The sequence below is a fragment of the Butyrivibrio sp. AD3002 genome (genome assembly GCF_000420905.1).
Taxonomy (GTDB): Bacteria; Bacillota; Clostridia; order Lachnospirales; family Lachnospiraceae; genus Butyrivibrio.
In genome coordinates this window covers 1-26,652 of the sequence record NZ_ATVV01000028.1, presented here as the reverse complement: position 1 = coordinate 26,652, position 26,652 = coordinate 1, and the positions used below count along the sequence as shown (strand labels likewise).

Below are 26,652 nucleotides of genomic sequence, written 5' to 3'. Positions count from 1 at the left end.
CTACTATTTTTATTTTTTTAAAAATATTTTATTTTATTCGTCACACCATATTTCTATGAATCTGTCAAATCTTGGAAGCTTTGGTTCCAGGTAGCCTCTCTTGTCAGCAGAAAAGAAATGCTTGTCAATCAGGCGGTCTTTGTATGTATTATAAGTGTCCGGATTAGACATATAGGCTTTTGTATCTTTTGCTTTTCCGGTCTTCCCCTTATAAAAGCTTCTAATAAAATCCTGTTCCTTATCAGTCAGTTCAGGCCAATCAAGATTATAAGATTTAAACAGCGTTCTCTCATAGTCAGGAATCAGATCTTCGAGCGTTTCTGATTCTTTTTTATTAAAGTATAATGAGCCCAACACTTGATATGCATACGCATAGCCAAGAGTCATATCATATAATCTCTTTGCCTCTAAAGCGTCCACGCCAAGATATTTTTCGTAGTTATTTGCGATATCAAATTTATCCAGTGGCTTTACTTCTCTCGTGTCTCCTCGCCTGAAGAATGACAGACTTTTGGAAACCGTCTCACTCCTTGGATCTTTCTTACTAATTGTGAAAAACTCTTCTATGTTCTTTGAAAGTCCACTTACAACAAGATACACCCGTCTGCCCCTGTTAAACATAGTCCCCAATATAGAAAGGAGTTCTACTGTGCTTTCCGTTCTGGAAATATCATCTATCATAACGAGGACATTGCGATTTTTCTTGTTTGCCTTGGCAATCATGCTTGCCAGAGTTGCCTCCTTATCATAAAAAACATTATTCTCGGCATAGGTTTTGGTTACTTCTATGCTTCCCTTTCCGGATATAATTGGAATGCCCCCTTCGGCAGTTGCACTCGTTTTTATGGATGTTTCTGTCTTTTTTTCGTTTATGAAATCTTCCTGACTAAGATATGAAATGAGCGTTGTTACCCCACTTCCCTCTGCTGCGAGAGGATAGACAAGCCAGTTTTCATCCTTCTCAAGCGTCTGCAGAACCTTACCATATTCTACAGACTTCCCCGAGCCTCTGAGTCCGGTTATCTTATATACGAACTTTGACGATTCACTGCTCTTAAAATTTGTAATGATTTCATCTGCTATACCACAGTCGATATAGGGCTTTCCCGCAACTCCCGGTGTCAGAGTGAATGGATCAATTTTAACAGCCATAATCTCTCCTATCTTTTTACTATTATTATTTATATTTTCTATTTTTTACTATTTTTGTATATTATTTTCTTATTTTTTCTATTTTTTCTCTTTTTTACTATTTTATTCTCTTTTTTTCTATTGGTCAAATAATTTTACGCTTTTTAGCGTGTGATTCGCCTTTCTCTAGATGAGGGGCATAGCATGTAAAACACACAAAAAATCCACCCTGTAGAGTCTCCTACAAGGTGGATATATAACCTCTTAAACATGGAATGTACTTTTTAATCTACTTTGGGCAGCTTGGCGAAACTTGCCTCCAGCTCTGCGTCGGTCGGGATGTAGTCGGACATCTCACCGTCATTGAACTTCTGGTATGCCACCATATCGAAATAGCCGGTTCCGGTAAGGCCGAAAAGAATTGTCTTTTCCTCGCCTGTTTCCTTGCACTTAAGAGCCTCATCGATAGCGGCCCTGATAGCATGGCTGCTCTCAGGTGCGGGAAGGATACCTTCAACTCTTGCAAACTGCTCTGCTGCCTCGAATACTGAGGTCTGCTCTACGGATACTGCCTCCATGTAACCATCATGATAGAGCTGTGACAAAACGGGGCTCATGCCGTGATAACGAAGTCCACCGGCGTGGTTTGCGGAAGGAATGAAGTTGCTTCCGAGTGTGTACATCTTGGCAAGAGGGCATACCATTCCTGTATCGCAGAAATCATAAGCGAATTTTCCTCTTGTGAAGCTCGGACAGCTTGCGGGCTCAACAGCAACTATTCTGTAGTCCTGCTCACCTCTGAGCTTCTCTCCCATGAAGGGTGAGATGAGACCGCCGAGGTTTGATCCGCCTCCTGCACAGCCGATGACAACGTCGGGCTTGATGCCGTATTTATCAAGGGCAGCTTTTGCCTCAAGGCCGATGACAGACTGATGTAAGAGCACCTGGTTCAAAACGCTTCCAAGAACATATCTGTAGCCTTCAGTTTTGGTTGCTACCTCTACAGCCTCTGAAATTGCGCATCCAAGGCTTCCTGTGGTTCCGGGGTGCTCCGCATTTATTTTTCTTCCGATCTCGGTATCCATCGAAGGTGAAGGTGTTACGCTTGCCCCGTAGGTACGCATAACTTCACGTCTGAAGGGCTTCTGCTCATAGGATACCTTTACCATGTAGACCTTGCAGTCGATGCCAAGGTATGCAGATGCCATGGAAAGAGCTGTTCCCCACTGACCTGCGCCGGTCTCGGTGGTCACGCCCTTAAGGCCCTGCTGTTTTGCATAATATGCCTGAACAATTGCGGAATTGAGCTTGTGGCTTCCGCTGGTATTGTTACCCTCGAATTTGTAGTAGATCTTAGCAGGTGTATCGAGCGCCTTCTCAAGACAGTAAGCCCTAACCAGGGGTGACGGTCTGTACATCTTATAGAAGTCCTGGATCTCCTGCGGAATATCGATATAAGCTGTAGTATCGTCAAGCTCCTGCTTTATAAGCTCATCACAGAATACCGGGCGAAGCTCATCAAAACTCATAGGCTTAAGGGTTCCGGGATTAAGGAGCGGAGCCGGCTTATTTTTCATATCAGCTCTGACGTTATACCATTGCTTCGGTATTTCATCCTCACTAAGATAGATTTTATAAGGGATTTTTGCTTCATTACTCATGACTGTTTCTCCTTTGTCGATTCTTCAACACTTTAAACCATTAAAGCACAGTCGGAGTTTATCAGTCAAGCGTTTCCTAATAAAACAAAAAAGACCCCGGAGGGGAAATCCCTCCGGAGCCGTATTAAATTTAACTCTCTTGAATGTCACAATACTTAAATCAAATATTAGTCCTGCTCAACGATCTTAGCTTTCTTTCCGCCGGCCTTCTTAATCTTCTTGGAAGCACTCTTAAATACCTTCTTGGAAGATGCTTCAACGTTTATGACATTCTTTTTCTTAAACTTCTTGAATGCGCCTGCGCCATAGGTCTTAACCTTATCACCGTTTACTGTGAGTTCCTTGCACTTTACGCAGCCTGCAAATGCAGCGGCACCAATCTGCTCAACATCTGTGCTGGAGATATCAAGGCTTGTGAGCTTCTTGCAGTTCTCAAATGCAGAAGCGCCAATCTTCTTGAGTTGAACAGGCACTGTTACAGATACGATTGATGTGCCCTTGAATGCTCCGTCAGCAATCTCAACAACATCGTATTCAGTATTATTGATGAATACTTCGCTAGGGATAACAGGCTTATTTGTAACCTTAACCATTCCTGCATAAGCAACTTCATGAGCGTTCAGAATCTTGTAATTTGCTTCGCCATAATCGTCAGGTACTACTGAACCTACAGCTTCCTTGATGTGGAATATATAATAGTGTCCCCAATGTTCAACATTATTCTCAGCTGTCTTATATCCGAAACGAATACTTATATTTCCAGCTGCTTTCGCTGTAAGTGCTTTAGTTGTCTTGTCAAAGGAAGCAATTGATCCTGAAAATACTTTTTTTGCATCATCCCACTTCGCATCATCTCCAAATTCTTCACCAAAATCATCATCGTCGAACTCTATGAATGATGCGTCTACCTGTGTTCCTTTTCTGTATGTAACAGGAGGTGACGGAATTGTAAAGGTCTCACCAACAGCAAGGTCAACTTGTACCGGAATTACATAATCATCAACCGGTGCCTTTTGTACATATATCCAGGCACCAATATTTATAGGCGCCTGTGCTACACCATTCGCATCAGTCCAAGTATAGGATGCCGAAATCCAAGCCGATCCTGAGGATACACCAGTAACAACACCATTTGTTACCGTTGCTACAGCTGGTGTATCAGATTGCCAATTTGTGAAATCAGCTACGGAAAGATGCTTATATGTTTTTGTCGTACCAGTTTCTATCGGACCAAAATCTCCCTCATCGTCATAGCCCAAATATGTTTTTTTATTAATAGTATCAGTAGTAGTTGTTTCAATCGTCCCGCCTACAATGGCTGTTCTCTGCTCACCAATCGCAATAGTTGATGAAGTATTCTCTGCATGATAAGGATCATTCTCACCTACCAAGTGATCAAAACTCATAAATGCATCATTCTGGTAACTAATTGTCGTTGTAACCTGTGCGGATACAGGAACCGCAGTAGTGAAAACCGCTGCTATGGCCATTGCACTTGCCATGCCCAATGCTATAATTTTTTTATTCATATATTAACCTCCGATATATACGCTCAAAATACTACTTAATACTTCTTAATTCTCTTATTAATTACATAATAGTAGTCATAGTATTCTTTATCTACTTTGTTATATACAGTGACCTTTATCATTGTAGGAGCAACATTCTCATCATTTAGTTTATTATCTGTCATACTACCAGAATAATTCTGACTAGCATTTGCGTTATTGTATGTTGCTGATTCATTATAAGATGAATTTGTATACAAAGGAAGCTTACCTAATGTAATCTTCTTATTATTTTTTACTGTCTTATACCTGTACTTGACTGATCTTTCTGACATACCATTAACTACATCATCATAATCACCATCACCATTAAGATCTACAGGGTGATTCTCTGTGGTTTCGAAAGCATAATTACTGGTAAATGTACCATCTGATGTAGAATAATTATTCTTTCCATTTTCAGGATCCATATTGCTATCCCAGTTATATTTCTCAAGAACGCCTACCTGAATTCTTAGAAGCTTAGTATTCTTTCCAACTTTAACCTTAAGCTTGCCAGCTTTCTTTGTTGTATAATCATAAAATGTATTAATATCTTTGCCCTTATAAATGTACTTATTATCGGTTTTACCTATAATATCACCCTGCTCAAGGCTCTTTCCTGCAAAGGTAATGCTTTCAATATCCTTATCCTTGCTTGATACTACTGTTATCTTAGCAGAACCTGTCTTAGCACCATTCGCATCGTAAATATCAAAGCTTATAACAGACTTTCCGGCCTTTCTTCCAAAAACTCTTAAGCAGATATCTGCGTAGGATGCATTTACCTTTGTATCCACACTGGGAACATAAATCTTCTGCTTGGAACCTTGATTTGCTGTATAGTAAAAGCCTCTATCATCTTTGCTAAGCTCTCTAATGCTTGTGGTTTTATTTACTGTTGTAGCTCCAAGTCTGACCTGAACTGCCTTTTTATTACTGGACTTAATATTTCGAATTTCAACATTTCCACCATCAAGTCCAATATGTATATCAGTAAACATTCCTGTATATACAGTCCACTTTAACGGAATATCATTAGGAGTTTCTACCTGCCTATTTCCACCCGATAGTTCAGCACGATCATAGGACATCTCTCCGGTAATATTATTCTTATACTCTGTATAGGTAAACCTGAGAATACATGTAGTGGATTTATTATCAACGGCCGGATCATTTGTAGAAGTATGAGTGTATCCTCTACTTGCATATCTAAAATAGTGATGAACAGTTTTTACCGGTGTAACACTCGTATCTGTTATGTCAACATAATCGTCCCAATTTGTTTCTGTACCAGCAACAGCAATCCCCTGGGCAACAGCATTATTCCATGCTGCAAGCTCAGCCTTATTAGCATCCCAGCCGCCTGCAGTACCATCGCCATTATCAGTTCCTGTTATGGTTATTTTCTTATTGTATTCATCAATTACTGTTCCCGCACCGGAGCCATAGTCATGCCACTGTTCTGCCTTAACACCAACCGGAGTCAGTAATGTAAAGGACAGTGCAACCGCGAGTGCAGCCGCACCAATTCTAGAGAGTTTCATCATATAAATTACCTCCACTCATAAAAAATTTTGTTTACGGTTTTTCGTAACCGAGGTTTCGTGACATTTTCCATTGTAACATCTTGAATTAATTAGTCAATTCGCTCAACCATGCATTTTCATGACATTTTATGAAGTTTATAAAATGTTTATAATTACGTTTATATGAAAAATTCAGTAATGACATAGCTTTTCAACTCACCAATCATAATCATATAATAAGAGCACATTACAATAATTTATAATTATTATATTTATATGACTATTACATTGTTTACAATAAAAAAAGATGGTCACATTTAAGGCAAACATGACCATCTATAAACGCATATTTTCATTTCTTTACAGTCCCTGCATCATATCAATGATAATGCGGAGTTCGTTTAGAGTTACTGTCTCATCTCCTACCGTAAGTTCATCCTCCTCGTCGTATTTCTCTGAGAGGTAATCAAGGAACTCCCACATGTTCTCATAGCTATCAGGATCTTCGATTATAAACGTCTCACCGCTTACGGTGATTGTGCCATCGTCCGCAAGGTCCTTTCTGATGACCTCCATTATTTCTTCGGCGCGATCGGGTGAGATAGCATCCGGGATACCTGCCAGAGGTGTGTCCTCATCGCCAATGAATGTGGTTAAATCTCCTTCTGCTAAGGTAGTCTCCGGAACATTCTGATCTTTCCAGGTGTTTCCGACTTTCTTGAAGGAAAATAGCACCTCAGCATCCTCACCGATCTCAGGATCGGGATCCAGCGTTATTCCGACATCCATATTTTTCTTGTTCATCCCCCCGCAGGCTGTAAGAGTAAGCACCGCCGTAAGGACAAGTAATCCACTTAAAATTCTCCTCATACCAGACTCCTTTTTGACTTTCCTTAGTATTAGTCTGTCCTTTAGACCTAAACCTATTGTAAAACACAAAAATAAAGCCACATTTATGCGAATGTTAATGGCTTCTTAAAAGTTTATAAAAAGAGTCTGAAGTTTGAATTTTTATTTAAAAATATTTGTTTTGATAATTAATATTCGAATTTATGATACAATATAGAGGCAACAATTTTCCAAAGGAAAGGAGAGATTAGTATGAAATTAGTTTCAAAAATCAGAAGGGTTGTCTTTTCACCCCTCGCACTTATAATGGCAGCTGTCATCATATTGTCCGGTGTTCCGGTAAACCATGTAAGTGCAGCATCTTCCGTAACTGTTAAGCTCGGAAGCAACAAATCAGTAAGCCTTAAGAAGGGCACCAAGAAGCAGATCATTGCAAAGAAGGGCAGCAAGACTTTAGGCAAGAAGGCTGTTAAGTATTCTTCAAGCAAGAGTTCGGTCGCAAGCGTAAGTGCAACCGGACTTATCACAGCTAAGAAGGCCGGCACAGCTAAGATCACTGTTAAGAAGGGTTCAAAGAAGTCTGTTATCACAGTTAAGGTTACAAGTAAATCGGATGATGATGATGACGATGACGACGATGATGATGACGACAAGAAGATTACCGGCATCTATCTCACAGAATCCGAGATCAGACTTAAGGTTGGCTTCTCAAAAGAGCTTTCCTGCAAGACAGCTCCCAACAACAAAGTAACCAAGGCTAGCTGGGATGTTGAAGATGAGTCCGTTGCAGTTTATGAGAACGGCAAGGTTGTAGCTAAGAGCGTAGGCGAGACAATTATTTATGCTCGCGCATACGGCAAGGTAACTGCCTGCAAGGTTATCGTATACGAATAAAAATAACTGAATAAGATAAAGGCGCACCTAATCGGTGCACATATGAAAAGCCGCCAAGCAAGGCGGCTTTTCTTTTTATATAGATGGGTTTGTCACTCGATATGATTTATCATAGATGCCAGATACCCGGCACCGAAACCGTTATCAATATTAACTACGCTGACTCCGCTGGCGCAGGAATTGAGCATAGAAAGAAGCGCCGAAACTCCGTTAAAGGAAGCTCCGTATCCGACACTGGTTGGCACTCCGATCACAGGGCAGTCAGCAAGTCCGCCGATGACGCTTGCGAGGGCGCCTTCCATTCCTGCTATCGCAATGATGACTCTTGCGCTCATGATTTCATCCATGTGACCAAGGAGTCTGTGAAGTCCCGCAACTCCCACATCGTAAAGTCTTACAACTTCATTTCCGTAAACCTCTGCTGTCTTAGCGGCTTCCTCAGCCACCGGGATATCGCTTGTGCCGCCGGTCGCAACCACAATCTTTCCCTTTCCGTCTTTTTCAGGAAGCTCTCCCACTATTCCGATATGGCTAAGAGGATCATATTCAAAATCTTCTATATTAATCTTAAGAAGGGTCGCTGCCTCCTCCTTCATCCTTGTTATGAGGACGGTCTTTTGCCCATGCTCTCTTAATTTGTTCGTGATATCAAGCACCTGCTGCGGAGTTTTCCCGGCGCCGTATATTACCTCAGCTGCGCCTTGTCTTAAGCCCCTGTGAAAATCGGGCTTGGCGAACCCCATATCCTCGTAGGGAGCTTCTTTAAGTTTTAAAAGTGCTTCGTCAACTGAAGCCTCTCCTGATGCCACTTGCTGCAGAAGTTTTTCCATCTCTTTTTTATCCATTACTAATCTTTCCTCTCAAAATATTCCTAGTGTAGTAAAATGCCGGGAACAAAAATACGTCAGCAAGAATCCATGCCAGAGGACTGGCAAGGCAGATTCCCGTATATCCTATGAGCGGGACAAGAAATAGCGATGCCGCTGCTCTTGCAATCATCTCACACACTCCGGCAAGGATAGCCAGCATACTGAAGCCCATGCCCTGTATAAGGAATCTGACAACATTGACAAATACAAGCGGTATGTAGAACAGGCTGTTCCAGATAAGATATGTATGCGCGTAATCAAGAACAGCACTTTCACCCGCGCTCATAAACAGCATTGCAAAGTATCTTCCAAAGAAATACAGAACTCCGAAGGCGATAACCGAGTAAATACAGCCGAGAATGCCTGCTGCCCACATACCTTTTGAAAGTCTGTCAATTTTTCCTGCACCCACGTTCTGACCGCCATAGGTTGACATCGTGGATCCCAGCGCATCAAAGGGGCAACAGAAGAACATTCCCACCTTGCCCGCTGTGGTAACCGCTGCCACAATGTCAGCTCCCTGACTGTTGACCGCAACCTGCAGCAGCACACTTCCAATAGCTGTGATCGAGTACTGCAGTCCCATCGGAATTCCCATGTTGAAAAGCTTGAAAACGTGGTGCCTCTCCAGTGTAAGGTCGCGCTTTGTAATATGAAGAATGTCCACACTTTTCACAATAAAAACAAGACACATAATCCCCGAGATAAGCTGAGATAAAACTGTAGCCAGCGCCGCCCCTGTCACACCAAGTCCGAAAACTATTATAAATAGAAGATCCAACCCTATGTTGATAAAGGATGCAATTACCAGAAACATAACCGGATGCTTGCTATCCCCGACTGCTCTGAGGACGCCCGAGAGCAGATTGTACATATATATAACCGGTATCCCGATGAATATCACGACTATATAGCCATAGGCGTGCTCCATTACTTCATCCGGCGTGTTCATGAGAATGAGTATCTTTTTACAGAAAATGGTTGAAAGGAAAGTCATTATCACAGCCAATATGCTGCATAGGACAATGGCATTTCCCAAATATCTTTTCAGGCCGTTAAAATCCCTAGCTCCGAAGGTCTGAGCAATCGGTATGGAAAATCCTGCAGATACTCCCATGCAGAAGCCTATGATCATGAAGTTGATGGAACCGGTGCTGCCCACGCCGGCAAGGGCGTATTTTCCCAAGAACTTACCTACAATCATGGTATCCACCACATTGTAGAACTGCTGAAAGAGCATTCCCATAAGCATGGGCACGGCAAATCCCAGAATAAGCTTCATGGGAGATCCGTTTGTTAAATCTTTTGTAGCTGCTTTTTGCATATTATGACCTCGTTCATAGGTTTAGTATCTTTATAGGAGCGGGGATGTATCATAGTTTAGTATCTCGTTCATGCTCCCTGTTCTGTAGCCCTGAAGATCGAGGGATACATAGGAGAAACCGAGTGCTTTTATCCTTTTGAAAATTGTTTGCCTCGTCTCATCTTCAAGAAGCTTTTTTATCTCGTCTTCAGGAACTTCTATCCTCGCCATGTCGCCGTGAACTCTGCATCTGGCCTGTGAAAAGCCGCTTCCAAAAAGTATCTCCTCCGCTGCTCCTGCCATCTTTATCTTTTCTTCGGTTATCTCCTCGCCGTAGACAAATCTTGTAGCAAGACATGCAAAGGATGGCTTCGACCAGGTGGGAAGTCCGAGCCTTTTTGAAAGTATCCTGATTTCTTCTTTGGTAAGTCCCGCCTCTTTCAGCGGACTCTTGACTTTCAGCTCTTCTATTGCTCTCATCCCCGGCCTGTAGTCTGTCGTATCATCGGCATTTGAGCCTTCAGCAATAGTGGTTATTCCCAGTTTTTTTGCCTCTTCTATAATTGATGAGAAGATCACCTTCTTACAAAGGTAACATCTATCCGGAGGGTTATTCGCAAAGCCCTCTATTTTCATCTGGTCAACACTGACTATCACCTGTTTGATGTCATTTTTCTCGCAGAAATCCTCCGACTCCTTGTGCTCTCTCTCAGGAAAGGAAATGGATTTTGCAGTGATGGCAACAACATTGTTTTCAGGTGTCTTGCTTGCTGTTTTAGCTTGGAGGACGTCCGCCGCCACCTTAAGAAGAAATGTGGAATCTACGCCTCCCGAAAATGCCACCGCCAGAGTGTTGTAGCTATGGATGATATCTTTTAGTTTTTGGTATTTCTGATCTATATTTTCCATGTTGGTCTCTTTATGTCCGCACAAATTCGATTGAGCTCAATAATATGTTATTAAACAATTATCTCACAATATAAATACCTACGGAAGTGAGTTAGAAAATTCTTTATAAAGATATTTGTTTTTTTGACGCAATTTCGATAACCGTAAATCTAATCTCTCATTTTTCTATTTTAGACTTACGTTTTGAAGCTTGTTTACAAGATAATGTCAACATTCTATCTTCATGCCGATTATATATTGGATTCAAAGGCCTTTTTTTCACAAATTTCATTCTTAATATTGATAATTGGTAAATCCATTTTAGCAAAATTGAAAAATTGACTTACGCCTTCACAAGACATTTTAAATAACGAGCAAAACAATTCTAAAATACGTTCAAAGCAAGAGACAATATCCTTAATACTAGAAACAACACCCTTAAAGCAAGGATTATTATCTAAAACAAGAATAATCATCTAATACAAGAACAATCCCCTAAAACAAAAATAATGCCCTATGACAAGCCAATAATGTCATAGAGCATTTTTTTATTCAATCTTCTCTCTTATTTCCCCAGAAGAAAAGAGCAATCGTACCGGGGCCGGTGTGGCTTCCGATGGTGGTGCCGATGTCGTAGACCTCAATGCGTCCCTTTACTCCGGGGATGAGGGCCTCAACTTCTTTTATTAGTTGATCGGCGTCGCCTCTGCAAGCGGACTGTGAAATATAGCACTTGCCGTTATACTTGTCGCCATATTGGGCATTCTCAAGCATCTTCTTTGCACAAGCTCTGATAACTGCGGGCTTTCCGCGAAGCTTCTGTCTGGCGATAAGGCGTCCCTGATTATCCACGTTGAGAAGCGGACAAATCTTTAGCGCACCGCCAAACCAGCCTGCTGCCTTTGAAACACGGCCGCCCCTTACAAGATATGTAAGGTCGGTTGTGAAGAACCAGTGGTTAAGCTCAAGTCTGTGCTCAAGTACCCAGTTCTTAAGCTCGTCTATGGTCATTCCGGCGTCGCGCTTATCAGCGATAGTATCCATTAAAAGTCCATAGCCTGATGATGCTGCCAGGGAATCTATGATGTATATCTTCCTCTCAGGATATTTCTCCCTGAGCTCATCAGCTGCGATATTAGCTGAGTTAATGGTTCCGGAAATTCCGGAGCTGAGTGTCAGATGAATGATATCCTTACCTTCCTCAAGGAATGGCGTAAAGTGACTAATATATTCGTCAACATTTATCTGGGATGTTTTGGTCATCGCTCCCTTTGCCATAGCGTTATAAAAATCCTCTATAGGAAACTCACCATCATCCAGGTATGGTTTGCCGTCAATTTCAAAATGAAATTTGGCAACTTCTAAATCCCTCTTTTTAAAGTGATCAAGAGTAAGATCGGCTGTTGAACAACAGCTGATAACGTAATCAGCCATAATATTCCTCCCTTATAAAACTACTAAAAAGTAACATATAAGAAGAAATTATTCAAGGAAACGATTTTGGAGAATTCAGTCCCCTCATCCGGCGCTGCGCGCCACCTGTCTCCGCTCCGCTCCGGTCCGCGCAAAGCCGACGTCCCCCGGACGTCGTGCGCCCCCGGAGGGGGAAGGCTAAAATCACTCTACCCTCGCGAAGACGTAGAGGCGGGCGTCACCGGTTCTGAACATGCGGGTGTCCTCGCCGTAGCCGGTTCCGCCGTAGTCGGGATTGAGGCGGACTCCGCAGGAGTTCAGCATGCTTCCTGTCGCAACGGCTTCGTCCTTCTCGCCGTTCATCTTGTAATGTCTTGCAATTATGCCGTGGATGATTCCGTCCTGTTTTACATGAATGGGAGCCATAGTATTTATGAGGCTTCCGAAAGCCTTGATGTTGACGCTGACCTGTCTGTTTGCAACCTCATAAACCGCATCCTCATCAAGTCCCATGGTCTTAAGTGCCAGATAATCATTGTTGGGTCTTGACTCTTTCTGGAAAATCAAAGCAACCGCTGCCGACTTGTCCTTAGAAACCACCATGAAGCGGTATTTATCAAGTCTGTAGAAGTCTCCGAACTGGAAGACCTTTCTCCACTTTTTATAGAACTCAACCTGATCTGCCACCTGCTTTCTCTGCTGCTCGGAGAGTTCTCCGAGATTCAGCTCATAGCCAAAGCACCCGAAAGCAGCCACCGAGAATCTGGTCTCAAGCGGCACGGTGTGAAGTGTCTGGTGATTGGGAACAGCGGACACATGCGCACCCTGCGTATTTGCGGGATAGCCGTAGCTGTAGCCTCTCTGAATGTCCATGCGGCATACTGCATCGGTATCATCACTTGCCCATATCTGAGGGAAAAAGCTGAGGATACCAAGGTCAAACCTGTTGCCGCCTGCTGAGCAGCCTTCAAAAAGGATCTCGGGGAACTTCTTAGTAAGTGTTCCCATAATCCTGTAAAGCCCGATGTAATATCTATGCTGGAACTCCTTCATTCTCTCAGCCGGAAGTTCAAGTGAGAATCTATCCGAGAAGATTCTGTTCATATCCCACTTAATATAGGAAATGTTAGCTGAGGAGAACACCTTTGACAGAGCATCGATGATATAGTCCTGTACATCGGTCCTGGTGAGATCCAGTATCATCTGCGTTCTTCCAACTGAGTGAGATTTTCCGGGAATTCTTACCGCCCACTCGGGATGCGCTCTGAAAAGATCTGAGTCCTCATTCACCATCTCAGGCTCAACCCAGAGTCCGAATTTCATGCCCATTGCATTTATCTTTTCAGCAAGACCGCCGAGCCCGTCCGGGAGCTTCTTGGTGTTAACTATCCAGTCGCCAAGTCCTGCATGATCGTCGTTTCTTTTACCGAACCATCCGTCATCCAGGACGAACAGCTCTATTCCTGCCTTTGAAGCTTCCTTTGCAATTTTAAGAAGACTGTTCTGGTTAAAATTGAAATAGGTAGCTTCCCAGTTATTAATAAGGATTGGTCTCTCCTTATCACGCCAAACTCCGCGCACGATGTGCTTTCTTACAAAGTCGTGCATGCTGCGGCTCATTCCGCCAAAGCCTCTGCCGGAATAGGTCATGACAGCTTCCGGTGCCTCGAACTTCTCGCCTGCTTCCAGTAGCCACTCAAAGCCTGTGGGCTGAATTCCGCTAACAAACCTTGAAAGGAAGGTCCCGTTTGAAGAAAGAGAGCTATAGTGATTGCCGCTGTATACCAGGTTAAATCCGTAGCAGTCACCTGCTGTCTCGGTAGTATCGGGCATGCTTACCATTGTAAAAGGATTGCTTCTGCTTCCGGATTCACCGGCAGCGAGTTCCTCGTTAACAACTTTTCCCGCATTGCAGACGGAGACTGTCTGTCCCATCTCATCTGCCCAGCGTCCGTGGAAGCTTGTCAGCTGATATCCGCTTTGCTGAAAATCAATCTGATTGGAAAGAAGGCGGTCCACCTTCACTCTCGCATCGCCGTCATTTATCAGAACTGCGCTTCTTGTGATGGTATCGCACTCGGGATAAACCTTGTAGATCATCTTAAGTCTGATATCGTAGCCGGTGTCCTTAAGAGTAATCGTAAGCTGCTGCGCGTGGTCCTTCTCCCATGGAGCTGCCTTATCCTCTTCGCCCGCACTTTCAGCGCCTTTTCCAAGGTCATCATAAGAACTCGGCAGTGTCTCAAGGCTGCCAAGTTCATCGGATATCTCCGCACTTTCGAATAAAAAGTCGCAGGTTGAGGAACCGTCCGCAAAGGTCAGCTCCACCAAGGGTTCTCTGATGTCACCCTTACCGAAGCCCGACATCTCAAGCGGCATAACCTCGAGGCAGAGAGGATAGCTCTCCTTCGAGTAAACAACCATGTTTCCGCCCTCGTTTTTGTGCTTAATCTCAAGAACTTTTGCCATGTCTGACAAAAGTCCTTCCTCTGCGCTCTCGTTTTTCATGAACTTCTCATACTGCATATCAGAGATGAGCGAGGCGCCGTAATGTATGTGTTCTATATGCCCCGAAGGCAGCACCTGCATAAAGTAGCTGCTGCCTTTCGTCTGTAGTAAAAATATGTTGCCATTTCTTAAAATCATCTTACGCAAATTCCTCTCATTATTATGTCTATCATTACTTTAAGGGCGTCATCGTAGCTTGTGTTGCCCTCAATAAGCACGTTCGAGCTGAGGAACCTCTCAATTGAGGCCTCGGTCATCGCTTTAATTACGGGAATCGGCAGCGGTCTGATAACGCCTTCGCGGATTCCTTTTTCAATAAGCATGATGGTATCTTCCCAGTCATTCTCAAGTCTGTTCTGAACCTTCACATAAATCTTAGGGTACTTTTCTTTAAGTGTAAATACCATGCGAAAATCGACATCCCTGTACTTGTCAGGCATGCAGATCATTATCTTCTCAATCTGTTCAATGGTGGAAAGAGACTTGTCGGCAAGAACCTCCGCCTCCTTCTCCTTAATATTATCAAAACAGTAGTCTACAAGTGAATCGAATATTTTTTCCTTGTCATCAAATTCCTTGTAGATTGTCTTCTTACTCATGTGGAGATCGCTGGCAACGTCGTCCATTGTGAATTTTGAGCCCTTTTTCTTGAACTCCGAAAGAACAGCCTCAAGTATCTTAATTTTTGTGTCGTTCATAATCCCTCCTGCGCTAATTCAGCTTATTTGTCCCGTCAAAAAATTCCTCTATTGATTTAAGCAGTTCATTCTTTGGCATATTTTTAAGAAGATATCCATTGGGCTTTAGCCCTACCACCTTCATCACGCTCTCCCTGTCTCCCTTGCCGGTAAGGAAAATGATCGGCGTATCGTATAGTCTCTCATCACTTCTTATCATCTCAAGAACCAGCGGTCCGGGTGTCACAGGCATCTCGTAATCCAAAAGAATCAGGTCCGGCATGTTCGTCGCAAGGTAAGTAATTGCCTGGGTTCCGGAACTTACTATCGTAACTCTGTATTTTTCCTCAAGCCAGTTCTTTGCAAGCTTTAGAAACGTCGGATCATCGTCGACCAGAAGGATATTCCGCCTCTTTGCCATCTCATTGTTCAGCTTACAGAGATCGCGCATTCTCTCCGAAACCAGCTTCATGTCAACCGGTCTGTCGAACTTCTCCGCTATGGAGTCTGCAGTCAGGGTAGCGCCTACAACCTCATACTCTGCTTCATCTCCGATCATGCACAGAATCTTGTTTTTCTCAAGACAGATATCTCGAAGATATATGAGAACATCCGGAATCTCATCGACAAATTTCCCCAGATAGAACAGGAAAACATCCGGCCCGTCTCTGTATTTATCGAGTTCATCCACAACCGGCTCACATTTTACAACCACCAGCCCCGCGTCTTTAAGATTCTTCGACAGGGCATCTATCATAAAAGTTGAGCCGCTACTTATAAGAAGAATTCTGTTATCCATATCTTCCTCCATTTTCAAGTAGCCTACGAATCAATTACCTTTTTATACGCATTTAAAGAAGTCTATTTATCTCATCCCAATCCGCATTTGCAACAGCTTTCTGCAATGCTGTGAAAAACTCCCTATGCCCTTTGGGAACTCGATAACCTTTTACAGTTTCCATTATATAATTAATACTGTCATAGTCAAAGGTTCCGGCGATTTCTTTTAAAGTATTTTTTAATTCTGTAACGGCATCTTCTTCCATAAGCGGAAGGTCGTCCGAAGAATTGTCCTCCGCTCCATCATCTCCAGAGAAGAAGGCTTCCCGAAGTTCCCTGTACATCTTAAGAAGCTCCGGTGTGTCCTTTTTTATCCTGTCAATATCCACGGCATCGCCTGCTGCCTCTAGAGCCTCAGCCAGCGCCGAGAGCTTTTCTGCTCCGATAATTCGCGCTGAGCTCTTAAGGGCATGAACCTTGATGGTGTAGTTTTTAATGTCCTCATCTTCAAGGAATTGCTCTATCGCTTCGTAGTTATCATCCATGGAGTCCTTGAAGGTTTGGGCCGCCTGCACGAAGTTCTCCGCAGAACCGCAGTTTTTAATTCCGGTCTTTACATCGATAGGCGCTTCCTTAAGCCAGCCCGGAAGCTCTTTTTCCTCATCGTCAAAATTATCCTTATCGCTCGAAGACGCTACCATGCAAACCTTATCCTCAGGCAGATACAATACCATCATAGCCTCCAGTTTTTCTGCCATGATGGGCTTTGTCATATAGTCATTAAAACCGGCCTCGATATACATATCCCTCGCACCCGAGATCGCATTGGCTGTAAGACTTATGGCAGGCGTATTCCGGTTAGGATTATCCTCCTCACTCTTTAGCTTTGTAAGAGTCTCTATTCCGTCCATAATGGGCATTCTGTGATCGAGGAAAATGAGATCATATTTCTTCAGCCTTGTCTTCTCAAGGCATTCCTGACCACTCTCTGCCGTATCAATCTGCACCAGGGTTTTCTTAAGGAGTCCCTCAACCACAGTAAGATTCATGGGTGTATCGTCGACCACAAGAACTTTTGCCTCAGGCGCAGTAAATTTCTCGTGATACTTTTCCTTATCGATAACAGCCCTCTTGTAGGCATCCATGTAATCGCCGATGGGCTCATCCTTTATCACCTTCTGAGTGATCGTAAATGAAAATTCCGAGCCCTCGCCGTATTTACTTTCAACCGCGAGCCTGCTGCCCATAAGAGCAAGCAGTCTCTTCGTTATGTTAAGACCAAGTCCGGTTCCTTCGATGGTCCTGTTTCTGACCTCGTCAACTCGCTGGAAGGCATGGAAAAGTCTCTCAATATCCTCTTCCTTAATTCCTATTCCCGTGTCCTTAACCCGGACTGTGAGATTGATCAAATCCTCTGCGATTTTTTCATAGGTCACGATAAGTGATACGCTGCCTCTCTCCGTATATTTGACAGCGTTGGTGAGAATATTCGTTATAGCCTGCTTGATTCTGATCTCATCTCCGAAAAGCACGCTCGGAAGATTCCTGTCCACATCGACCACAAGCTCAATACCCTTAGCCGTGATCCTTGGTATGATCATGTGAACAAGGTCATTAACAAGTGATGAAAAATCGTAGTCCACGGGAACGATGTCCATTTTTCCTGCTTCAATCTTGGAAAAATCGAGGATGTCATTGATAAGTCCAAGAAGTGTACTTCCTGCAGACTTGATATTCTGCGCATACTCCACTATCTCAGGATCTTTGCACTCACGAAGAATCATCTCATCCATTCCCAGCACAGCATTTATAGGTGTCCTGATCTCATGAGACATATTTGATAAAAACGCAGACTTAGCTTCATTTGCAGCCTCTGCCTCGTATACAGCCTCAACAAGCTCACCTGTCATAGCCTTCAGGAAATGGGCAAGTCTTGCCGAAAGTGGAATCACCCCCTCCCTCTGCGCAAGATCATTCCGCTTATCGCTTATAGGCTTGTAGGTCGCCTCCCCTCCAAGTCCTTCTCTCATTCCGATAGCAACAAGCGCAGAGTTTAACAGTCCGCCTTTTCCGTTAAAGCGATAAATTTCACCCATACCAAGGCAGAGCACAGGTTTCTCATAGCGCCCCTCGGTATAGTAGTCTATCTCAAGATGGTAATCATCCTGAAGGAAGTTAAGTCTGTTGCCGCAGATGATAAGGTTAAGGTATTCTGCACCAAAAGCCCTCATTCTCTCTGCCCCGGCCTTTGTTCCTTCAAGAATCCTGTCATATTGTCCAAATGAAAAGCGCACCTTCTCACCCTCAAGGATATCCGCTTCGAGGTAAAGTTCGCCATTTTTCCCCAGTGCAGCAGGTGTTCTTCCTATGGTGATTCCGTCACGCTCCACCACAAGCGGAAATTCACCGATATTCATGACAAAATTCTTATTCTCATTTACTCCAAGATATTTCTTATAAACTTCAGCCGGCTTTACTCCGTCAAGACTTGTTGCAACAATAAGCCCCTTACTGAAATCCGTCGAGACCTCTATATCCATGGATCTTCCTATAGGTTCCCACCCAAAGAGATAATCCACATAGGTATAGAGCTCTTTCCCGTGAAAAATGGCTATTGCCGCACCTCTGCCCATCTCTTCACCTGCTATTACAAAGGTATCCTCCTTGTTAATAGCGGAAAAATAGCCGTCTGTACTTTCTCTTTTATTCACCCCTGCTATCGCACCGTATATCGGAATATCCGGGAGTTCCTTGGAAAGATCTCTTATAAGCACAGGCGATGGCGCACTTCTGCCTGCAAGAAGGATCTGAACCCCCTTGGCATATTCTATATTTCGTATAAATTCTGCAACTTTATGGGCATATTCAGATGCAATATCCAATATTTCTTTATTGTCCTTATACACGCCTGCGAAGTAACTGAGTACTGTAACGTCGGCGTTTTTCATCAGTGTAAAGGACAGCACAATTCCCTTCTCGATGTGATAAATCGCATAAACCGTAGCAATCGAGGACATCCCGACAACTTTAAAATTCGGAAAAGAAACAGCAAGTTCCTTAAGAACCGCCTTTATCTCTTCCTCATCTATATTTCCAACCTGCATTTCAATCAGGCCGGAGTTATACTCATGTGATTCAAACTCCATCTTGATAAACGGAGCTTTCTTCTTGAGGTCATCCAGACTCTCAATGATTATATTCTTTTGAAACATGGGCATTCCTCATTTTGCTACATGGAATCAATCGCCGGGAATCTCTATGTTTATTCAATCATCTCTGCAAGCCTGTCTCTCTCTGCAATAACTTTTGTGATATATTCCGTGTAGTCCATGTCTTTGCCGGTACGAAGGATCTCGGTCATCTCACTTGCTGGCTCATAAATCGGTGTGAGTGCAAGGTTTCCCAGTACCCCCTTAAGGGCATGAGCTGCCTCGAAAGCTGCCGGTATGTCCTTTTTTTCAAGAAGCTCCTGAAGCTCCTCGTAGCGTTCACGCTCCAGTGCTTCAGGGATGAGATCAAGATAAAATTCCTCATCGTCAAGGCATCTTGCAAGTCCTTCCTTTGTGTCGGCTCCAAACTCGTTAAGTATGTCTATTGTTAGCATTTTATACCTCCTATTACCCCTCATCCGTCAGCTGCGCTGACACCTTCCCCCCCTAGGGGAAGGCATATAATCGGTCCATCCCCCAAGGGGGAAGGCTTTTTAGGCCAGTGCTTCTTCAACTTCGCGTGCCAGTTCCTCGTTTTCCTTCTCAATCAGTTTTTCGAATTCCGGTCCTGCGCAGGGCATCGAGAAGTAGAAACCCTGGATTACGTCGCAGCCTGCTTTTTTCAAAAGGTCGTATTGTTCCCTGGTCTCGACGCCCTCGGCGACAACCTTGACCTTGAGGGATCTTGCTACGTCCATCATAAGCTCCACCATCTTCATGTCCTTGTTGCCCTCATGGATGTTTTTGACAAACTGCATGTCGAGCTTCAGAATGTCGATAGGAAGCGAAGTAATCATGTTCAGTGAAGAATAACCTGTTCCGAAGTCGTCCATTTCGATGGCGAAACCTCTTTCGCGAAGTCCCTTCACAACCTTTATGATCTGATCCGAGTTCTCGGTGTAGGCCGACTCTGTTATCTCAAGGTTCAGCATTCCCGGTGATATCCAGTTGTTCTGAACCACGGTAAAAATCTCTTCCTCGAGGTCCGGAGCTCCGATATCAACTCGGGATACATTTACGGATACCGGAATCTTGAGATCGTACTTGACCATCCACTCACCGATCTGTTTTGATACCTCATCCCACACATAGTGGTCCAGCTTATGGATAAGGCCGTTGTCCTCGAAAAGCGGAATGAATTTATCGGGTCTAAGAAGTCCCAGTTCAGGATGTTCCCATCGTACCAGCGCTTCTGCACTGTACAGGGAATCCCTGTCGCCCTGTATCGCATACTTTGGCTGGTAGTAAATCTTGAACTGGCCCTCTTTTATTCCGGCCTCCATATCGTTGATGAGACGCTCGTTCAGTGTCTCTTTCTCATTCATATCCTCATCGTAGACCGCAAGCTTCTCGTTGTAGCTGCCACGTATGCTGTTGCAGGCAACTCTCGCTCTGTCAAAGCGGTGTTCAACGGACAGGTCTCTGTTTACCTTTTTATAAACTCCCATCCTGAGGTAAACTCTGGAGTTATTGAGCAGGTCCTGAAGTCCCTCCTCTATTTTGCCTAGGAGTTTGGTCGGATCCGATCCGCTCGGAAGATAGAGCATGAATTCATCAGCTCCGCCTCTTCCTGCTATTCCACCCTTTTCCTCTGAGATGCGCTTTGCACTGTCCGCAATTTTTATAAGGACGTCGTCGCCCGCGCGCCTTCCCTGTAGTTCGTTTATCAGGTGGAATCTGTTGATATTAAGGACTATGGCGTCCATGTCGTGATTGTTATAATGCAAATCTCTGAAATGGGAATATTCCATGAAAAAGTCATGGGTAAGAAGCCCCGTCAGTGAGTCATTCTGGGTCGCATGAATAAGACCTCTGCCCTCTTTGAATTCGATGGCTCTGTCGATTCTGGCCTTTATGACCGCAGGATGATCATAGGGCTTTGTTATGAAATCAGCGGCTCCAAGCTGGAAACATTTGACTTCGGCTTCCTTTTCGGAAGTGCATACTATCACCGGGATGAGCTTTAATACTTTGTCCTCCCGCATAAATTCAAGCACTTCGAAGCCGTCCATATCGGGCATCATAAGGTCGAGCAGCACAAGCGAAAGGGTATCGCTGTTATCCCTTATAAGCTCAATTGCTTCGACGCCATCCCTGGCAAAAATGCCCTCATAATCTTTTTTGATTATGTTTTCAAGAATTTTCCGATTTATCGGTTCATCCTCAACAATGAGTATTTTTCTTTTTACATCAAGTCCACTATCCATAGTGTTTCCCCCGAACTGCACACATATTACCGATAACACTATTCTACCATGATATAGTTTCCAAGTAATTTAACTCCCTGTGAAATAAATATAAATTTTTGGGAAAGAGTACGCCCGTTCAAAAATATATGTGTGATTTTTATCTCGTTGCTTAAGCATAATCGATAAAAATCACACATATATTTTTTTCGGGCTTAGTTTTTCCAAGAATTATCATTTGATGCCGCGTTTTTTTACAAAGAATAGGTAATATACAAGGAACAGTAGAGAGGTGGCGCACCAGGTTACGCGATAGCTCATTTCTATCATTTCCACGGTTCGGTTCATGGGGAAAACTACCAGAATCCAGAGTACGCGGAGTATGCAGATTCCGCACAGGGTGATGATCATCGGAACGAAGGCATCTCCCATTCCCCTAAGGACTCCAGCAAATATCTCAACAAAGATATAGGTTATGTAGAACGGAGCGAGGTAGAGAATCATCTGGACTCCGATATTTATTACGTTTTGATTCACCACAAATATCTTAAGAAGAACATCTCCGAATATACAAAAGAAAGCACTCATCGGAACCGTGATGATTGCTGCTATTGCCAATGCCTGTCTGGTGCTCTTTCTCACTCTGTCGTATTTTCCCGCACCGTAGTTCTGGCCCGCAAAGGTGGTAGCCACTGTTCCGAGCGATCCGATGGTCATCCAGAAAAGTACGTCAATCTTCCCGTAGGCCGCCCACGCTGAGGCCACATCTTTTCCCAGACTGTTGATGGACACCTGGATAAGAGTATTCGACAGTGTGTAGGTTGTAGTCTGAAATCCTGCTGGTATTCCGATTTTTATGATCTTTGATAACATAGGAAAATCGAAGCGGATTTTCCTGATATCAAGCCTGTAACTGTCGCTGCTTTCAGCAAGGAGAATGAGCACAATTGCAGCGCTTATAAACTGGCTGAGTATGGTTGCAACCGCAACACCGGACACTCCGTAGACGTCTCCTCTTCTGCCAAGTCCGAGGACGATCACGAAGAGCACATCGAGAATGATGTTCACGATGCAGCTTATTACCAGGACGATCAGAGGTCGTCTGGAATCCCCGACTGCTCTTAGTATTCCGGCGCCCATGTTGTAGACAAGGTTCGGAATCATTCCGAGGAAGAAGATTCGAAGATACATTGTGGCTGCTTCGGCCTGCTCAACCGGCGTATCCATCGCGCTGATGATCCATGGCGATATCGCAACTCCTATTATGGTGAAAATTGCGCCGCCGACTATAGAGAGGGCAATCGCGGTGTGGACCGCTTTTTCTATCTCTTCGCGCTTACCTGCGCCGTAAAACTGGGAGATTACAACAGTCGCTCCGGAGGACAGCCCAAGGAAAAAGCCAAGAAAAAGATTGACCACCATCGCTGCGGATCCGCCGACCGCACCGAGCGCATCGCTTCCCACAGTTCTTCCGACAATGATCGCATCCACAGTATTATAAAGTTGTTGAAAAAAGGCTCCAAGAAGAAGTGCAAAAAAGAAAGACAGCATGTTCTTCCATATAGAGCCTGATGTGATATTTTTATTTTTCATAGCCATAGTATACTAACACTTTATGCTGCCGAATGCATCAAAAAATATAAAGAAACAGACTCAAATATATTTACAGTCTTCGAGAAGAAAAGGCTGTATATGCTATTTGAGTCCGTTATATTAATTCATCCTTAGTCCACTATTTTATATAGATATTCTGTATTGTAGGTTAGAACATAGAGGTATTCCTCTTGTACTATAAAGTAATATGGCGCTGATTTTACTTTGATTTTCTTTTGCACTTTGCCGTTATTCCTGTTCAGGATATAGATATAATCCGGCTCGTCGGTAAAGCCGTAGCCACAAACTATGCTGTCACCCAGAATCACGAAATTATAGGATCCGCAAACCTGATCGTCACTTCTCCAGAGTGTCTCACCTGAAACAGTATCAATAGCGACGATGTAGGATTTGTGCGGGTTGGCTGACGCATAGGTTCTGTGCCCGAGCGAAACGTAAAGTATGTTGTCTTTTACCAGCGCATATTGAATAGACGGCTCCGTAAAATCAGCAAACATCCCTTCTCCCTGATCGGGAGGGCTGATGAATTCATCAAAGTAATAATTGCCGTTTAGTGTCGAGGTCGACTCGTCAAATACCGTGAGCGACATCTCGCCGCCTTCCGCATTGTTTACTACGCTGTACTTGTATGTTCCATCAGAATACGGAAAACTCTCGGGGAGCGGTATTCCGGTATCCTTGGACCACTCATTCTCATTAAGCCAGTCTGTGGTATTTGTTTTTACCTCGCTAAGTTCAATCGAAGGTTCTCCCGCATTGGTGCTGATTCCATCCGCTGTCCACGCGCTCCAGCCGGGGTTCTTTACAACTGCATGATACCACCAGTCCTCGCCGTAGCCTTCCTCTTCACCCTCTGCGCTGCTGTCGTTATCTGCATTTTCGATATAGGGCTCAGCATCGATTGTTTCTATCTCAGCTTCCTTCAGTTCCATAGCAATCCTTGTAATATCAGGGATTTCTCCATCCTTATAATTATCATAGGTGTCTGTGAAAACATCCGGATAATCAGCGAACTTGATATAAACTGCACGCGCGCCTGCCGCATAAGTTCCCATAGCATAGTCTTCAAAATTTATCTGTATGCCATCGAAGCCAAGTGTCCACGCAAGAGCTCTCGCATTGTCCTTTAGTCTGTCGGGAATTCCGTTAACTAGGTTTTCCCTGTCCCCGGGACAGTCTTTAAAATATTCTTGCAAGTCATCATTTTGTTTTTCAATCTCTGTAGCGATGATTTCCGGAAGATCATCTGTATTCTTAACTACGTCAGAAAAAGCAATCTCTTTTCCTGTGACGGGATCATAGTTGTAGTTCGTATAATCCGCGTATCCGTGGGCGCCCGCAAGAAATGTGTAGTTTTCTACAACAAAAGAAAATACCCTTCCGTCTGCCCTGATGGGATAGAGATTATGAACAAACTCGTACGGCAGTCCCCAGCCGCTTTCAAAAATCCCATCTATTTCCGGAGCGCTTTTTGTGAGATTCTCTTCGATATCTTTCTTGCCGTCTTCGCCGAATTTCTCAAGTATTTTGATAAGCTCCGGGAACTTATCCTCCACGCTTCTTTCGAGTTCGATGGTGTAATAATTTCCGGTGCCATACTCGGTAGTGTCCTTCATGAGCGCGATCGGATGACTCTTGTACATGCAGTCGATCGGGTTATCAAGGTCGGCTTCTGTGAATGTTGCCTTAGGCTCTTCAGTAGCTGCTACATCTCCGGGGTCGACATCGTTGGTGTCTTCGTTATCGCCATTGTTGCCGCTATCCTTGTTGTCACCGCTGCCACTTTCGTCGGTGCCATTGTTATCGCCGCTATCACTATTATTGTCGCTGTTTTTATCGGTCGCGCCATTATTATCTCCGCTGCCCTCCGCTGATCCGTCTCCGGTATCAGCCTGCGTCCCGGCTTTAAGTCCTCCGGCATTCTGTCCGGCATCTCCCGCGCCTGAAGAATTTGCATCACCTTTTCCGCATCCGGCTGTCACCACCAGCGCAGCTGCCATGGTAATTGCCAGCATTTTTCTTAGTTCTAATAAAGCTCTCTTTCGCATATCCCCCTCCGAATGTGAATGATTGCATTACTTTGAATGATTGCATTACTTTTTCCCGGTTAGTATTCTGTCATTTTAGAATCAATATTCTGCCATCTCAGGATTAAGGGCGTTCATGTAAATCCCGCCAAAATCAGAATCCTGCCAGGTATCTCCGCCTGTATCCCAGGCATCTATGAAGGTACCGGTATTCTCATCATAGGTTACATTTTTATATGTAACATCTATTGTGCCGGCCAGTTCTTCTTCCTTGGAATAGTTGACGTTAACTATACCGTTTTTCCTATAGAGGATATTATCAACCTGATAGCCTTCCTTCTCTATCTCCAAGGCCAGGTCAAATCCAACTATCTTCTCGAGTTCCTTTGCAGTTATCTCTTTTCCTCCATACTCCATGAAGTCCTTCTTGTCACTGTCATAGTAGAAATAGTAGGGCTTCCAGGTATGTCCAGTCCACTCGCTGGAGTCCTCTTCGCCTTCGGTATAAGTGCAGAATCCATCATAGGTGCTAAAGGACATCTGAATGTTCTGAAGATCTGTCGCAGAATTGATGTCGCCAAACCTTGAAATATTGGACTCCTTCAGTCCTGACTCATCAATGTAATAAACATAAGACACCTCAGCCGTAACATAAGCTTCATTAAAGATGATGAATTTCCTGCTCCCGGCATCAACAACTCTGAAAACATTGCCATTTGTCATGGTAAGGGTTCCATCGTATATCTTTTTGCATTTTTCACCGCTGACATAGTATACCGCGCCTTCACACCACCCGAATTCATCATCGGGTCCTGCGCCAACATAAACCACGCCCTCGTATTTTCCATCTTCGTTGAAATCATCAATGGCGCAGCATCGCACATCCGAAGCATCAACGTCGGTTTCTGTAATCACAGTATCCAGGAGTGCTTCCATCTCTTCCTCGGAGATAGGTGTGCTCTTCATTTCCGGCTCAGATGTCTTCGGAACCTTTTCATCAGATATATCAGCGGTACCATTTTTACCTGCATTTTTACCTGCATTTTTGCCTACATTTTTACCTGCATTTTTGCCGTCTGTACCCGTAGTTTTGTCATCTATACCCGCAGCTGTACTGACAATCTCAGCCTGCGCATTCAAAGTCTGTGTCGGCTCAGTATCACTTTTAGCCTTAAGTCCGCATCCTGAAAATAAGCCTGCCGTCAGCAATGTCATTGGAATAATCAAACATATAGTCATTTTTCCGGATTCATATCTGCCAGTCATCATCTACCCCCTCTCTTTACTGTTTTCCTATGCTTTTTACCTATTTTTTTGATTTTTCTTCATTATCAAGGTAATATTCTTTAAGCCTTTACCTGATTTTCCTTTTTCTCTCAACATCATGGTAATCTCACCCATCCATTGATGCCAGAATCTGTGATTTAAGCTTATCTTTCCATTTCACAGATATCTTGACAACTGTTCATCTGTGGTTTTCACCTATCCTTTTATTTCACAGATACCTCAGCAACTATTCATCTGTGTTTTTCATCTTTTCCCCTATTCCACAGATTCTACCTCAACC

The 26,652-nt window shown here is 43.8% G+C and carries 19 protein-coding genes; 1 reads left to right on the top strand and 18 read right to left on the bottom strand.

Features of this window, described 5'->3' with window-relative positions; all coding sequences use genetic code 11:
- Window positions 1-33: 33 nt before the first annotated feature.
- The 5 genes from G596_RS0116390 to G596_RS0116370 form a co-directional block, all read right to left on the bottom strand.
- Entirely contained in the window at window positions 34-1,152 is a 1,119-nt protein-coding gene (locus G596_RS0116390) for an ATP-binding protein (protein ID WP_022762908.1), read from the bottom strand.
- Between the two features lie 263 nt (window positions 1,153-1,415).
- On the bottom strand, window positions 1,416-2,792 hold the full coding sequence (locus G596_RS0116385) for a TrpB-like pyridoxal phosphate-dependent enzyme (protein ID WP_022762907.1): 1,377 nt from the start codon (window positions 2,790-2,792) through the stop codon (window positions 1,416-1,418).
- A gap of 167 nt (window positions 2,793-2,959) precedes the next feature.
- The gene (locus G596_RS0116380) at window positions 2,960-4,321 is read right to left on the bottom strand and encodes a leucine-rich repeat domain-containing protein (protein ID WP_022762906.1); all 1,362 of its coding nucleotides are present in this window, start codon (window positions 4,319-4,321) and stop codon (window positions 2,960-2,962) included.
- A gap of 35 nt (window positions 4,322-4,356) precedes the next feature.
- On the bottom strand, window positions 4,357-5,889 hold the full coding sequence (locus G596_RS0116375; RefSeq protein ID WP_022762905.1) for a hypothetical protein: 1,533 nt from the start codon (window positions 5,887-5,889) through the stop codon (window positions 4,357-4,359).
- Window positions 5,890-6,228: 339 nt separating this feature from the next.
- A complete protein-coding gene (locus G596_RS0116370) occupies window positions 6,229-6,738 on the bottom strand; it encodes a hypothetical protein (protein ID WP_022762904.1) in 510 nt (169 codons plus the stop codon).
- A gap of 231 nt (window positions 6,739-6,969) precedes the next feature.
- Here G596_RS0116370 and G596_RS0116365 point away from each other — a divergent pair, with 231 nt between their 5' ends.
- Window positions 6,970-7,611, top strand: coding sequence for an Ig-like domain-containing protein (locus tag G596_RS0116365; RefSeq protein ID WP_022762903.1), 642 nt, complete (start codon window positions 6,970-6,972; stop codon window positions 7,609-7,611).
- Between the two features lie 92 nt (window positions 7,612-7,703).
- Here G596_RS0116365 and larB read toward each other — a convergent pair whose 3' ends face one another.
- The 13 genes from larB to G596_RS0116295 form a co-directional block, all read right to left on the bottom strand.
- On the bottom strand, window positions 7,704-8,456 hold the full coding sequence (gene larB / locus G596_RS0116360) for a nickel pincer cofactor biosynthesis protein LarB (RefSeq protein ID WP_022762902.1): 753 nt from the start codon (window positions 8,454-8,456) through the stop codon (window positions 7,704-7,706).
- On the bottom strand, window positions 8,449-9,804 hold the full coding sequence (locus G596_RS0116355; RefSeq protein ID WP_022762901.1) for an MATE family efflux transporter: 1,356 nt from the start codon (window positions 9,802-9,804) through the stop codon (window positions 8,449-8,451). Before G596_RS0116355 ends, larB begins: the two co-directional genes overlap by 8 nt.
- A gap of 30 nt (window positions 9,805-9,834) precedes the next feature.
- The gene (gene larE / locus G596_RS0116350; protein ID WP_022762900.1) at window positions 9,835-10,692 is read right to left on the bottom strand and encodes an ATP-dependent sacrificial sulfur transferase LarE; all 858 of its coding nucleotides are present in this window, start codon (window positions 10,690-10,692) and stop codon (window positions 9,835-9,837) included.
- Window positions 10,693-11,223: 531 nt separating this feature from the next.
- Window positions 11,224-12,105, bottom strand: coding sequence for a DegV family protein (locus G596_RS0116340; RefSeq protein WP_022762898.1), 882 nt, complete (start codon window positions 12,103-12,105; stop codon window positions 11,224-11,226).
- A 183-nt stretch (window positions 12,106-12,288) separates the two neighbouring features.
- Window positions 12,289-14,730, bottom strand: coding sequence for an alpha-galactosidase (locus G596_RS0116335; RefSeq protein WP_022762897.1), 2,442 nt, complete (start codon window positions 14,728-14,730; stop codon window positions 12,289-12,291).
- Entirely contained in the window at window positions 14,727-15,290 is a 564-nt protein-coding gene (locus G596_RS0116330; protein ID WP_022762896.1) for a TetR/AcrR family transcriptional regulator, read from the bottom strand. The genes G596_RS0116335 and G596_RS0116330 overlap by 4 nt, the downstream gene beginning before the upstream one ends.
- 13 nt (window positions 15,291-15,303) lie before the next feature.
- Window positions 15,304-16,068 carry a response regulator gene (locus G596_RS0116325; RefSeq protein ID WP_022762895.1) on the bottom strand — a complete coding sequence of 255 codons (765 nt, stop codon included), beginning with the start codon at window positions 16,066-16,068 and terminating at the stop codon, window positions 15,304-15,306.
- A 52-nt stretch (window positions 16,069-16,120) separates the two neighbouring features.
- Entirely contained in the window at window positions 16,121-19,261 is a 3,141-nt protein-coding gene (locus G596_RS24060) for an ATP-binding protein (RefSeq protein ID WP_022762894.1), read from the bottom strand.
- A gap of 50 nt (window positions 19,262-19,311) precedes the next feature.
- Entirely contained in the window at window positions 19,312-19,653 is a 342-nt protein-coding gene (locus tag G596_RS22595) for an Hpt domain-containing protein (protein ID WP_022762893.1), read from the bottom strand.
- 99 nt (window positions 19,654-19,752) lie between these two features.
- On the bottom strand, window positions 19,753-21,465 hold the full coding sequence (locus G596_RS22590) for a two-component system response regulator (protein ID WP_044928922.1): 1,713 nt from the start codon (window positions 21,463-21,465) through the stop codon (window positions 19,753-19,755).
- A gap of 213 nt (window positions 21,466-21,678) precedes the next feature.
- Complete coding sequence (locus tag G596_RS0116305; RefSeq protein WP_049944876.1) at window positions 21,679-23,037, bottom strand: MATE family efflux transporter; 1,359 nt, start codon at window positions 23,035-23,037, stop codon at window positions 21,679-21,681.
- A gap of 131 nt (window positions 23,038-23,168) precedes the next feature.
- Complete coding sequence (locus G596_RS0116300; protein ID WP_022762891.1) at window positions 23,169-25,106, bottom strand: hypothetical protein; 1,938 nt, start codon at window positions 25,104-25,106, stop codon at window positions 23,169-23,171.
- Window positions 25,107-25,187: 81 nt separating this feature from the next.
- On the bottom strand, window positions 25,188-26,354 hold the full coding sequence (locus tag G596_RS0116295) for a hypothetical protein (protein WP_155829332.1): 1,167 nt from the start codon (window positions 26,352-26,354) through the stop codon (window positions 25,188-25,190).
- Window positions 26,355-26,652 lie beyond the last annotated feature (298 nt).